General features: G+C 67.3%; 7 protein-coding genes. All 7 read left to right on the top strand.

What is annotated here, in order from left to right; all coding sequences use genetic code 11:
- The first annotated feature begins 36 nt into the window (after window positions 1-36).
- Window positions 37-606, top strand: a complete 570-nt coding sequence (locus IG178_RS13770; protein WP_193213141.1) for a hypothetical protein — start codon at window positions 37-39, stop codon at window positions 604-606.
- Window positions 603-6,599 carry a rhamnogalacturonan lyase family protein gene (locus IG178_RS13765; RefSeq protein ID WP_193213140.1) on the top strand — a complete coding sequence of 1,999 codons (5,997 nt, stop codon included), beginning with the start codon at window positions 603-605 and terminating at the stop codon, window positions 6,597-6,599. Before IG178_RS13770 ends, IG178_RS13765 begins: the two co-directional genes overlap by 4 nt.
- Window positions 6,600-6,609: 10 nt before the next feature.
- Window positions 6,610-7,623, top strand: a complete 1,014-nt coding sequence (gene pelA / locus IG178_RS13760; RefSeq protein WP_193213139.1) for a pectate lyase — start codon at window positions 6,610-6,612, stop codon at window positions 7,621-7,623.
- A gap of 80 nt (window positions 7,624-7,703) precedes the next feature.
- Complete coding sequence (locus tag IG178_RS13755) at window positions 7,704-8,627, top strand: pectinesterase family protein (protein WP_193213138.1); 924 nt, start codon at window positions 7,704-7,706, stop codon at window positions 8,625-8,627.
- 57 nt (window positions 8,628-8,684) lie between these two features.
- Entirely contained in the window at window positions 8,685-11,459 is a 2,775-nt protein-coding gene (locus tag IG178_RS13750) for a two-component regulator propeller domain-containing protein (RefSeq protein ID WP_193213137.1), read from the top strand.
- 9 nt (window positions 11,460-11,468) lie between these two features.
- On the top strand, window positions 11,469-12,143 hold the full coding sequence (locus tag IG178_RS13745) for a response regulator (protein ID WP_193213136.1): 675 nt from the start codon (window positions 11,469-11,471) through the stop codon (window positions 12,141-12,143).
- A 131-nt stretch (window positions 12,144-12,274) separates the two neighbouring features.
- A partial coding sequence (locus IG178_RS13740; RefSeq protein WP_193213135.1) for an autotransporter-associated beta strand repeat-containing protein occupies window positions 12,275-14,150 on the top strand: 1,876 nt, incomplete at its 3' end.

The raw sequence follows: 14,150 nt of genomic DNA, 5'->3' as shown, positions 1-14,150 counted from the left end.
AGGCGTTCAATGCAATCGACGGCCCTGCTCCCTGCCATGTTCCACCCAAGCACACCCACGCCGCGCCGCCCCGTTTGGCCGCGCAAGCTCGTGGCGTGGCTGCTGGCCGTCCCGATGCTGCTGGCGACCGCCCGCGCCCACCACGGCTTCGACAGCAGCACCAGCGTCCGTTTGCTGGAGAACCAGACGGTGGTCATCGTCCGCATGTCTCCCGCCCTGCTCTCCGTCCTGCTCGGTCCCGAGGCGCCGGCGGACTGGACCGACGCGGCATTCCAGGATCTCCGACCGCGGCTCATCGAACGCTCGAAGACATTCTTTACCCTCCGCTCGGCGGACGCCCCCCTTGCCGCGACCTCCGCCAAGGCGAGCCTGGAGCTCCAGGGGGAAATCGCCTTCATCCTGAAATACCCCGCCGTCTCCTTCCCGGCGACGGTCACCGCCGACTTCTGCAAGGACTTCGGGCCCGCCTTCCAAGGCACCCTGACGGTGCGCGGCCGGCCGCTCCGGGCCATCGACCGCGAGGGACCGGTGCTCGCCACCCTCGACCTCTCCCCGACGCGTCACACCCTCGAGGTTCCGGCCCCGGGGAACTCCCCAGCCGAATGAAACGACTGCTCCTGTTCCTGCTCCTCCTCGCACTGCCTGCCGCCGGCCAGCGCCAGATGGAAAACCTCAACCGCGGCCTCGTCGCGGTGCGCAAGAGTTCGTCCCAAGTCTACCTCAGCTGGCGCTTGTTCGGCGACGATCCTTCCGGCATCGCCTTCAACCTCTACCGCTCAGCCAATGGCGGTGCGGCGATCAAGCTCAATGGCACACCGCTCACCGCGACCACCGACTTCACCGACACCCCGGGGTCGTCCAACCTCAACGCCAACGCCTACAGCTACTTCGTCCGCCCGGTCATCGACGGCGTCGAACAGCCGGCCTCGGAAACCCGGGCCCTGCCCGCCAACCCGGACCAAAAACAATTCCAGACCCTGCCCCTGCGCGGCGACACCGGCCCGGCCGGACCCTACACGGTGAAGTTCTGCTGGGTCGGCGACCTCGATGGCGACGGCGACTACGACTACGTCGTCGACCGCCTCTCGACCCTCGGCGAGAACGAGCAGTTCCTCGAAGCCTACCTCGACGACGGCACCTTCCTGTGGCGGATGGCCATGGGTCCCAACAGCCTGAACCAATACGCCCATGAACCGGGAGCATCCACCGTCAGCGTCGGCCAGACCGACAACGTCACCGTCTACGATCTCGACGGCGACGGCCGCGCCGAAGTGCTGGTGCGCACTGCCAACGGGGTCTCGGTCACCGATGCCGGCGGGAGCCTTGTCGCCTCTATCAGCGCGCCGGACAACAGCAGCCAGTTCCTGTCGGTGATCGACGGCCTCAGCGGTGGCGAACTTGCCCGCGCCCCCATGCCGAACGCCTGGGCAGCCCACGGCACCCTGACCAACAAGGCGATGATCGCCTACCTGGACGGCAAGCGCCCGAGCGTCGTCTTCCATGGCCACAACCGCGCCGACTCGCTGGAATTCTACTACCAGTTCAGCGCCTTCGATTATCGCAACGGGGTTCTCTCCCAGCGCTGGACCCTTCCCCAGGACCCGCGGATCCTGCCCGGAGCCGAAGGCCACCAGATCCGCGTCGCCGATGTCGACAACGACGGCAAGGACGAGATCTGCGACCTCGGTCATGTCGTCGACGACGACGGCACCCAGCTCTTCCACAACGAACTGACCCACGGCGACCGCTTCCACATCGCCGACATCGACCCCGGCCGCCCCGGACTCGAGACCTTCGCGATCCAGCAGTACAACCCGACCAGCCTCGCCACCTGTCTCTACGAGTCCGGCACCGGCGCGATGATCCGGAAATGGTACTCGCCCAGCTCCGTCGACGTCGGCCGCGGCATCGCCCTCGACATCTCGTCCGCCCACACCGGTTACGAAATGTATAGTACGCAGCCCGGCATCTTCAACGCCCGGGGCGAACAGATCTACGCCAACAATGTCTGGGCACCCGAGGGTCTGTGGTGGGACGGCGACCTCGGCCGCGAGTTCATCGACGGCGCCGGCTCCGGCGCCCTGAACCCGGTGATCAACAAGTTCAACGCCGCCACCGGCTACACCGACCGCGTCTGGTCGCTCTACAGCGATTGGGGTGCCTACAGCCTGCGGCAGGCCTACGGCGGGCGTCCCGCCTTCTGGGGCGACATCCTCGGCGACTGGCGCGAGGAACTGGTGCTGGTGCAGAGCGACAACACCGCGCTGCGGATCTACACCACCACCACCCCGGCGACCAACCGGCTCTACACCCTGATGCACAACCCGCAGTATCGTTGCCAGACGACCACCAAGGGCTATGTGCAAGCGAGCTACGTCGACTACTACCTCGGCTATGGCATGGACCAGGACGTCCCGCCGCCGCCCATGGTGCCGGCGGACCTGACCTGGAACACCGGGGTCTGGGACAACGGCAGCTCCGCGTCGTGGACCGACGGCGAGGGCAATCCCGCGGTCTTCGCCGCCGGCGCTGCCGTGCTCTTCGACCTGTCGGGAAACACCGCCTCCCCGGTGACGCTGGACGGATCCCTTTCTCCCTCGGCCGTGACCTTCTTCAATCCCGATAACGTCACGCTGGACGGCACCGCCGGCGCCCTCAACGGGTCGATGACCTTGTCAAAATCCGGAGCCGGCACTGTGACCCTGACCGGATCCCACGGCTACAGCGGCGGCACCACGGTCTGGGACGGAGCCTTGCGGATCGACGGCACGCTGACCCAGAGCCCGGTCACCCTGTGGGGCGGCACCTGGGGGGGCGCGCTTGCCGCGGGTGAAACCGGTGGCCGCCTCGCGGGATCCGGCACCGTCGGCCAGGCGGTGACGCTGAATCATCGCGCCGCTATCACACCCGGTGCCGGAATGGGCGCCCCCGGGACCCTGACCCTCGGTTCCCACCTCACCGCCGCGGACGGATCCGTGCTCGCCCTCGACCTCTCCGACGACCCGACGGGGATCGCCAAGGCCAACGACCGCATCGAAGTGGCCGGGGATCTCGTCCTCTCCGGAACCGCGGTCATCTCCATCCACGCGATGGACAGCCAGCTCGCGGCGGGCACCTACACCTTGCTCACCTATGGAGGCAGCCTGACCGGCTCGACCGCAAATTTCGCCGTCACGGTGCCAGAGGGCACGCCCTACCAGCTCTCCCTCGGAGCAGGGTCGCTCGACCTCGTCATCCCCGAAACCCGCGAACCGGGGGCGATCACCTGGAGCGGCGGGGCGGGCGGCGACGACTGGGATCTCGCCACCACCCCGAACTGGTCGTCGGCCGGCACGCCCGAGATTTTTGTAGCCGGGGACAGCGTGACCTTCGACGCGACGGGCGCCGGTCACCCGAATATCAACCTTGCGGCGATCCTGCCCACCGCCGGCGTGACGGTGACCGCGGACAGCGACTACCACTTCGCCGGCGACGGCGCCCTCTCCGGCCCCGGCGGACTCACCAAATCGGGCACAGGCACGCTGACCCTGGCCACCGAAAACACCTACACCGGCCCGACCACCGTCAGCGGCGGAACCCTCGCCGTGCAGAGCCTCGGCGACGCGGGCAATCCGGGCTCCATCGGCGCGGCGACGGCCGACCCGTCCAACCTCACCCTCGACGGCGCCACTCTGGCGCTGGTCGGTCTCCAGACCAGCACCAACCGGGGCATGACCCTCGGTCCCGCGGGCGGCACCATCTCGATTCCCGCCACCAGCCTGCAGGTGTCAGGCACCATCACCGGCAGCGGCACCCTGACCAAGACCGGCCCCGGAACCCTCATCCTCGCAGCACCTAACAGCCACGTCGGCGGCACCGTCATCCGCGAGGGCACCGTCTCGCTGGCTTCCGACGCGGTCAATGTCGCCGGTCTCGGCACCGGCGCGCTGATCCTCGACGGCGGAACCCTGACAATGACCAACAGCCTCTCGGGCAACTCCCCGGACAGCATCTGGCCCATCCATGTTCCGGAAGGCGCGGCGGGACGGATCAACGCCGACGGCCGCTGCACCCTGTCCGGAGCGCTGACCGGCAGCGGGGAGTTCACCTTCCTGACGCCCTATGTCCGCACCGACCTCAAGGGCGATTGGTCCGCCTTCTCCGGCAACATCCACGTCATCGCGGACGCGGATGGCGGGGACCTCCGCATCATGAATCCCGCCGGTTACCCGGCCGCCGGGCTCGACCTCGGCGACGACGTGTATGCCTACTACAACAGCAGTATGGGGAGCAGCTTCGCGATCGCCGTCGGCAGGCTCTCCGGCAGTCCCGCCGCCACCCTGCTCGGCGGTCCGACCAGCGGCCGGACCCTGACCTGGCAAGTGGGTGGCAGAAACGAGGACAGCACCTTCTCGGGGACCATCAAGAACAGCACCGGCGCGGTCGCCCTGACCAAGGTCGGCACCGGCACCCTGACCCTCGACGGCGATTGCACCTACACCGGCACCACCACGGTCAGCGGCGGCCGGCTCCGGATCGACGGCAGCACCACGGGCAGCAACTTCGTGGTCCAGAACGGCGCCACCCTCGGCGGCACCGGCAGCATCACCGGGAACGTGAGCATCGACAGCGGCGGCGCGATCGAACACCTGCAGGCGGGAGATCCCCCGCTGGCGATCGCCGGCGATCTCGCCTTCGGCGCCTCGGCGGTGATTCGTCCGGCTCCCGGCATCTCCCTGGCGGAAGGCACCTTCACGGTTCTCACCTACAGCGGTTCGCTCACTGGCACCCCGGCGATCAGCTGGGAAGCGCCGCCCGGATCGTCTCTCACCGCTTCCTTCGATACTACCACCCCCGGGGTGATCTCGATGGCCCTCACTCAACCCGCCCGCGAGCCGGGCCCGATCCTGTGGACCGGCGACCTCTCGAACGACTGGGACACCGTCACCGGCAACTGGACCGCGGGAGGCGATGCCGCCACCTATCAGACCGGCGACTCGCCATCGTTCACCGACACCGGCAGCGGCGAGGTCATCAATCTCCCCGCCGATGTCCAACCGCTTGCCGTGACGGTTGCGGCCGACAAGGACTACACCTTCACCGGCAACGGGGTCATCTCCGGCCAAGCCAGCATCGCCAAGTCGGGCAACGGCACCCTCTACCTCCCGGGCATCCACCCCTACGACGGCGGAACCACGGTATCGGGCGGCGTGCTCGCCATCACCCAGACCGGTGGCGGCAGCGGAGCCATCGGCGGCCAGGCAGGCACCGGCACCCTCAGCCTGAGCAACGGCGGAAGCTTCCGGATGGGTTCGAACAACGGCAAGAACTTCCCCGCCAACCCGATCGCGATCGCTCCCGGCTCTTCCGGCGGGTTATCATCGGTGAGCCTCACCAACGGCTACGGCGGCGCGATTTCGGGTGATTCAGGCAGCACGTTCACCCTTTCGGGTCCCATCAGCATGGGCGGTTCCGGCTTTGCCCAGTTCGGCGGCTTCACGGGGACCGCCATCCTGAGTGCGGGCAGCCAGCTGCGATTCTCCTCCACCGGCGGTGCCAACGGCAATGGCGGGGCATCGACGACGTTCCAGGTCGACGGCCTGATGAACACCCGCAACAACGCCGGTGCCGGCGGTGTCGTACTGGGGGCGTTGACCGGCAGCGGTCGGTTGGAAGGCCAGACCAACACCCCGGCCGGCAACGTCAACTACATCGTCGGCGGAAACGGCACCGATTCGATTTTCAACGGGGTGATCGCCAATGGAGGCAACGGCACCGCGTCCCTGACCAAGGTCGGCACCGGGGTCCTCACCCTCACCGGTGCCCACACCTACACCGGCCCCACCCTGGTTTCCGGCGGCACTCTGCGGATCAACGGATCGCTGGCAGCTACGACGCTTACCGTGGATAGCGCGCTCGCCGGCATCGGCACGATCGCCGGGGCGGTCACTTGCCCCGGCAACCTCGCCCCCGGCGACGACGGTGCGGGCAGGCTGACCCTCCAGTCCGGACTTTCCCTCGCCGCGAGCTCCACCCTCGCTTTCGAACTCGGCCCGGACTCCGACAAGATCATCGTCGAAGGTCCGCTGGTGCTCGACGGCACCCTCGACATCGCAGTGCTCCCCGGTTTCGGCCCCGGCAATTACACGCTCATCACCTACAGCGACTCGCTCACCGACAACGCCCTGCTTCCTGGTAGTCTTCCCACCGGCTACACCGCCTCCATCGAGGCCTCGGCCGGCACGGTCCGGCTCCTTGTTGCCGCCACGATCACGCCCTTTGAACAATGGCAGATCGACCACTTCGGCAACACCGGCAACCCCGACGCCGCAGCGGATGCGGACCCCGACCACGACGGCACCGACAACGCCACCGAGTTCCGGCTCGGGCTCGATCCCAAGGACGGCCGTTCCGCCTTCAGGGCCTCCGGCATCTCCGGTCCCGACGGCTTCACCCTCGGCTGGCCCTTCGCCCCGGGGCTCGATTTCGAAATCCGTCGTTCGACCGTGCTCGACGCCGCCGAATGGGAACTCATCGGCACGGTTTCCGGCGCAGGCACCTTCACCGATGCAAGCCCGCCGGCCGGCACGGCGTTCTACCGCATCCACCTGCTCGATTGATCCCGCCACCGTGAACGTCCTGCGACTGCTTGCCATCGCTCTCGCCACCCTCTCGTTGGCGACGGCTTCACCCGACGAACTCCTAAAGAAGCCCGACGCCTGGTTCCGTTCCGGCGAAGGCCGTGAGACCGCCGCCATCGTGCTTTCCTGGCAGTCTCCCGAGGGCAGCTGGCCGAAAAACAAGGACACCTGCCGGAAGCCCTACCCCGGCCCGCCGGAAGACCTGCACGGAACCTTCGACAACAAGGCCACCACCGGGGAACTCCGCCTGCTCGCCCGGGCCTGGAGAATCACCGGCGAAGACCGGTGCCGCGATGCCGTCTTGAAAGGCTTCGATCACATCCTCGAGGCCCAGTATCACAACGGCGGCTGGCCCCAGTACTTCCCTCCGGGCAAGAAATACCCCCGCCACATCACCTACAACGACGGCAGCATGGTCCGTCTGCTGGAGTTCCTGCGCGACTCACTCCGTTCCGATGACTTCGCCTTCCTCGACAGCAAGCGCCGCCGGGCAGCGGGGCAAGCCTACCAGCGGGGCATCGCCTGCATCGTCGACTGCCAGGTGAAGGTGAACGGCAAGGCCACGGTCTGGTGCGCGCAGCACGACGAGATCACCCTCGCCCCGGCCGACGCCCGCAGCTACGAACTCGCCTCCCTCAGCGGCTCCGAAAGTGCCGGCATCCTGCGCTTCCTGATGCGCGTCGAGAAGCCTTCGCGCGAGGTGATCCGCTGCATCGAGGCCGGGGTCGCCTGGTTCGAGGAAGCCGCGATCCACGGCATCCGGATCGACCGCTCCGGGGGCGACTGCCGGGTGGTGCCGGATCGCAAGGCCAAGCCGGTCTGGGCGCGCTTCTATGACCTTGGCACCGGCAAGCCCTACTTCTGCGATCGCGATGGCATCAAGAAAGACAAGCTGTCAGATATCGGCAAAGAGCGCCGGACCGGATACGCTTGGTACGGCAACTGGGGCGAAAGCGTCGCAAGCGACCACGCGAAATGGAAGAAACGCCACGAACTCCGCTGATACTCCCATCGGGTGAGTTGATCCCGGTGAAACGGCGACCGGATTCTCCCCGTTCACCCTGCTGAAATCCCCATCACCCCGTGATCCGACTGCTCGCCCTGCTCCTGATCCTTCCCGCCCATGCCGGCCGCATCATCGAGGTGAAGCCTGACCGGCAGGGACCGCTGCAGTCGGCGATCGACTCGATCCCCAAGGGCCGGAAGTCAACTTACACGATCCGTCTCGCCGCCGGCACCTACCGGGAGAAAATCGCGATCCCCGCGGGCATGCCCCCGATCGCGCTGGAAGGCAGCGGTGCCACGACCACGGTCATCTCCTGGGCGGATTCCGCCCGCACCACCGACGCCTCCGGCCAGGAACTCGGAACCTTCCGCAGTGCCACGATGACGGTGGAAGCCGACGACCTTTCCGCGACCGGCTTGACGATCGAGAACGCGTTCGGAACCGGATCACAGGCGGTGGCCCTGCGGGTTTCCGGCGACCGTTGCCGTTTCCGCGGCGTCACCCTACGAAGCTGGCAGGATACCCTTCTGGTCGAAAAGAAGCGCCAGTACTTCGAGGGTTGCACGATCCTCGGCCACGTTGACTTCATCTTCGGCGGTTCCGCTGCATGGTTCGAGCAATGCACCCTCGTCAGCCGCGGCAACGGATACCTGACCGCGGCATCCACCCCGGGAACCGCGGAGTTCGGCCTCGTCTTCCACCGCTGCGTCATCCAAGCGGAAGCGGCGGCCAAGCGCGTGTTTCTCGGCCGCCCGTGGCAGAACCACCCCTCGACCTGCTTCCTCGAGTGCCGGCTGCCGGAGGAGATCGACCCGGCGGGATGGGACAACTGGCGCGACGAGGAGAAGGAAAAGACCGCGCGATACGGGGAGTATCGTAGCTCCGGTCCGGGCGCCAATCCCGACGCCCGCGTCAGCTGGGCCACCCGGCTGACGGACCAGGACGCCGCAAAGGTCACCATCGATACCGTCTTGAGCGGTTGGAATCCGGTGAAGCGCTGACCCCGGTGCAGCGACCGCCCCTCGACAAGCCACGCCACATCCCTTCAGACTCGACCGGTGCGACTCCTGATAGCCCTTCTCCTGACCTGCCTGTTCCCGCTCCACGCGGCGGAGCGCCGGCCGATGATGGTGCGGGTCTGGCAATCGGAAGACGGCCTGCCGGGCAACGTGGTGCGCTCGATGGTCCAGTCCGCCGACGGCTACCTGTGGGTCGCCACCGCAGAGGGGGTCGCCCGGTTCGACGGCATCGACTTCGACCCCATCGAACCGGACGGCGAACTGCGGCGGGTTCGTTTCGCCTTCTGGCGCTTGTTTTCCCTCCCCGACGGCCGGGTCTGGGTCGCCACCTTCCAGGGCGGACTGTTCCGGATCCGCGACAACCGGCTGGAGCAGGTGGTCCGCCCCCCCCAGATGAGCCGCCCGCCGCGGGTGAGCCAACTCGTGGCGGACGCAACCGGCTCCGTTTTTGCAATGCGCGGCGACGAGATCCTGCTGATCGCCGCCGAGGGCCCGGTGCCGGTCACCGACCCGTCCGACGACATGCAGGCCTTGTTCGCGCGCGACTACGAGAAGCAGGTCGCCGGCGGCCGGGCCGTCGTGCCCGAGAACGAACCGTTCCTGCAGTCCCGCTCCGGCGAACGCTGGTCGGGAGACGCCAATGCCGGCCTCACGGTCACCGGGACCGACGGCGTGGTGACCCCGGTATCGATCCCCGGGATTTCCCATCCCTACACTTTCAACGAGCTGCTCGAGGACCGCGAGGGCAACGTCTGGGTGGCCACTCCGGTCAACGGATTGGTCCGCGTCCGACACGGTCGCGTCGACCTCCTTTCCACTTCGGATGGCTTGTTCGAGCGGGCGGTCTTCGCAGTTCTAGAGGACTCCGGCGGAAAGTGGTGGATCGCCAACCGGCGCAGCGGTCTCGACGTGTGGACCGACCAGGGCACCCGCCACATCGATCTGGTCACCACCGGTAACCGGCGGCCGGCCGCGGCGATCTTCGAGGACCGCGACAAGCGGCTGTGGGTCGGCTCGCGCGGCGGCTCGGTGTTCCTCCTCAAGGACGGATCCTTCGAGCCGCAGTTCTCCCGGAGCCAGACGCCCTCGAAAGTCCGCGCGATCCAACAAACCCGCGACGGGCTGATGTGGTTCGGCGGTGAAAACGGACTGGCATCCTTCGACGGCACCACCGTCAGGGATTTCGGGCCGGAGGACGGCTTCCCCGGAAGCGATGTCACGGTCCTGGTGACCGGTCCCGGCAAATCCATTTTCGCCGGGACCAGCGACGGCCGTGTCCTCCTCGGCGGCAGGGACGGCTTCCGGCAATTGGGCAACAACACCCCGATCGATCACTGGTGGATCTCGGGGCTGCACCCGGTCGGCGATAAGGAGCTCTGGGCGACCACCCTCGGCGGCGGATTGTTCCTCTGGAACGGCAGCACGTGGCACCGTTTCGCCACGGCCGACGGGATTCCCGACCTGCGCCTGACCAGCATCCTCGACGACGGCCAGGGTCATTTCTGGTTCGGCTCGCTCGGTGGCATCCTGCGCGCCAGCCGCCGCGAGCTCCTGATGCGGCTCCAAGGCGCCGAACAGCCGCTCCACTGGTTGCGGCTCGACCGCTCGGACGGCTTGCCAACCCGGGAGTGCATCGGCGGCTACCAGCCGGCCGGATGGCGGGGCGACGATGGCCGGCTGTGGTTTCCGACCGGGAGCGGCGTCGTCCGGGTCCGCCCGGATCTCGTCGAGGTCAACAAGGTCCCGCCGCCGGTCTACCTCCAGAGCACCCGCGTCAACGGCCGCCAGCAAGAGCATTCGGAGGGAGCTATCGAGGCCGGCCCCGGGCGCACGCGGCTCGAGTTCCGCTTCGTCGGTCTGAGCTACAGCGCACCGGAAAAGGTGACCTACCGCGCCCGTCTCGACGGCCTCGACGACACCTGGCGCGAGCTGGGCGACCAGCGGGTGGCGGCTTTCGAAGCTGTCCCGCCGGGGCGCTACACCTTCGAGGTCATGGCCGTGAACGGCGACGGCGTGTGGAGCACCCAACCGGCCCGGGTATCGATCCGGGTGACGCCGCACTTCTGGGAATCGGCGTGGTTCATCGTCGGCGTCACCGGACTCACCTTGCTGTGCGCGGCGATGGCCGGATGGGCGATTGCCCGCAGGCGCATGAAGCGCCGGATCCAGGCCTTGAAAATCCGCCACGCCCGGGAGGCGGAACGGGCACGCATCGCCCGCGACCTCCACGACGACCTCGGCGCCAGCCTCACCGAGATCTCGATCCTTTCCGCCCTCGCCGCCGAGGAAGAGGACGAAAGCTCGATGCGGCCATCGCTCAACCAGCTGTCCCGCAAGGCGAAGTCGGTGGTGGGCACGCTGGACGAGATCGTCTGGGCCGTGAATCCGCGCGAAGACACGCTGCGCTCGTTGGTCGACTACCTCGCTGCCTACGCCCGCGACTTCCTGTCGACCGCCGGCATCAGCTTGCGCACCGACATTTCCCGATCCATCCCCGACCAACCGCTCGACACCACCGTTCGCCACGGCGTCTTCATGGCGGCTCGCGAGGCGCTGAACAACCTCGTGAAGCATTCGCAGGCCAGCGAGGCGCGCCTTTCCGTCCATCTCACCCCGCGCGGCCTCGAGATCCAAATCGAGGACAACGGTCGCGGTTTCTCCCAGGAGTGGGAGGCGAAAGGCTATGGTGTCACCCACCTGAGCGAGCGGATGCAGGCCTGCGGCGGCGACTGCAGCCTCACCAGCATTCCCGGCACCGGGGTGACCGTCACCTTGACCTTGCCCCTGCTTGCCGATCCATCACCCGAAACCTAGACTCGTTCCATGCCTGCAAAACCCGCGACCACCGACGTTGCCATCGTCGAGGACAATGCCGCCCTCGGCAGCAGCCTGCGCAAGGTGGTCGAATCCGACGCCTTGCTGCGCTGCATCGGCGTCTGGACCACCGCCGAGGAAGCGTTGAAAAAAATCGACGCCTTCCGCCCGCAGATCGTGCTGATGGACATCAACCTCCCCGGGATGTCGGGCATCGAAGCCACCGCCCGCCTCAAGCAACATCTTCCCGACGTGAAGGTCGTCATGGTCACCGTCTACCGCGACCACGAGCAGATCTTCGCGGCCCTCAAGGCCGGTGCCTGCGGTTACCTGCTCAAGCGCTCCAACCCCTCCGAGTTGCGCGAGGCGATCCACGACGTCCGCACCGGCGGCGCCCCGATGAGCCCCGAGATCGCCCGGCGGGTGGTCGAGGCTTTCCACCAGCCGGTCAAATCCGAACCCTCGGTGCTCGATGAGGTGAAGCTTTCGAAGCGGGAAACCGAGATCCTCGAACTCCTGTGCGAGGGACTCGCCAACAAGGAGATCGCCGACCGCTTGGACATCAGCGTCGAAACGGTCCGCGTGCACCTCAAACACGTCTACGAAAAGCTCCACGTGCGCTCCCGCACCGAGGCCGCGATGAAGTTCCGCGACGCCAAGGAAGAGCCTCGTTTCCCGATCTGATCCCTGCTCCGGATCCGCTACCCCCGTTGGGGTAATCGACGAGTTGTCGGACATCATGGATAACGATTCCTGTAAATGCGGAAAACCCCCGCATCCTCCCCGTCCGGGAGAACCCAGGAATCGCCAAACCCATGAAAATGACATCCACCGGCGCCTTGACCCGCGCCTCGCTCCTCGCCTCGGCCGCCTTCTGCGCGGTTACCTCGGTCCAAGCCCAGAGCGGCACCTGGACCGGCACCACCAACTTCGACACCTGGGGCAACACTGCCAACTGGGATGCCGCAACGGTTGCCGACGGCGCCGGCAACACCGCCGACTTCAGCACCATCGACCTGCCGGAAGGCGGCCTCGTCCTTGGCCTCGAGGCCTCGCGCACGATCGGCAACCTGACCTTCGGCGACATCGACACCGCCACCGTCGGTTCCTGGGTGATCGACGACAATCTCGACCCGCTCAACATCCTCACCCTCGCTGGCACCCCGGAGATCACGGTGAACGCACTCGCCGCGGACGAAGAGACGGAAATCTCGCTGGCAGTCGCCGTGGCGGAGCTCGCGATGCAGGTCGCCGGCACCGACGGCCTCACCAAGTCCGGACCGGGAACGCTCATCCTCAGCGGCCCTAACAGCTACAGCGGCACCACCACGCTGAACGCCGGCACCCTCGCCATCAACAGCGCCACCGCCATCGGCAGCGGCCCGCTGACCATCGCCGGCGGCACCATTGACAGCGGCACCGGGACCATCCTCTCGACCAACAACCTCCAGAACTGGAACGACGACTTCACCTTCCTCGGCACCAGCAACCTCAACCTCGGGACCGGAGCCGTCACCGCCGGCGCCATCCGCGACGTCAACACGGTGGCAGGCGTGCTCACGGTCGGCGGAGCCATCACCGCGCCGGGCCTCACCAAGTCGGGCGCCGGCGAGCTCGCCCTCAACGGCGACAGCAGCGCGACCTTGATCGGACCCATCCTCCTGAAAGAAGGTACGGTACGTCTCGGAGGTGGAGCAGGCAACGGACAGAAGTCGATCGGCGCCACCACCAACACCCTCACCTTCGAAGGCGGCACGCTGGTGCTCAACGGCGCCACCGGCAGCGCCAACTACACGGACGGACTGGCTACCCCGATCTTCATCGACGCGGGCCAGACCGGCACCATCTATAACACGCAGCGGACCGGCACCGACTTCACCGCGCCCCTCAGCGGCTCGGGAACGCTCAACTTCGTCGTCCGCTACGTCCGCGGAGAGATGAACGCCAACTGGAGCGCCTTCACCGGCAACATCAACGTCACCTCCGCCACCGCGCCGGCCTTCTCCGACCTTCGGATCAAGACCACCAACCTCTTCACCAACGCGAAGCTGCACATCGGCCCCAGCGTCTACGCCTCGCAGATCTTCAACCCGCCGTCAGGATCCGGAACCCAGACCGTCCAGCCGATCGGTGAACTGTCCGGCGACGCGGGAGCCGTCCTCGCCGGCAACCCGGTCAGCGGCCGCTTCGTCAACTGGACGATCGGTTCCCTGAACACCGACTCGGAGTTCGCCGGGGACATCGTGAACTCCGCGGGCGCCGCCCGTGTCACCAAGAACGGCACCGGCACCCTCACCCTGTCGGGCAACAACACCTACACCGGCGAGACCGCGGTCAACGCCGGCACGCTGCAGATCGGCAACGGCGGTGCGACCGGCGTCCTCGGTGCCACCAACGTCACCGTCGCAGGCGGCGCCTCGCTGGTCTTCAACCGTGACAACAGCGGCGAAAGCACCTACCCCGGCATCCTCGCCGGTGCCGGATCCGTGATCAAACGCGGCAGCGGCCAGGTCAACTTCAACGGCGTCAACACCTACACCGCCGGCACCACGATCGAAGGCGGCACCATCGGCATCAACAACGCCGCCTCGCTCGGCGCCGCCGGCACCGTCTCGTTCACCACCGCCAACGGCGGCATCCGCAGCAACGCGGCCGGCGTCACCAGTGCCCAGAACTTCGACATCGCCGGCG

It is taken from the genome of Neoluteolibacter marinus (assembly GCF_014904755.1).
Lineage (GTDB): Bacteria > Verrucomicrobiota > Verrucomicrobiia > Verrucomicrobiales > Akkermansiaceae > Haloferula > Haloferula marina.
Note: the sequence above shows the minus strand (reverse complement) of the source record. Positions and strands in the feature narration are given on the sequence as shown.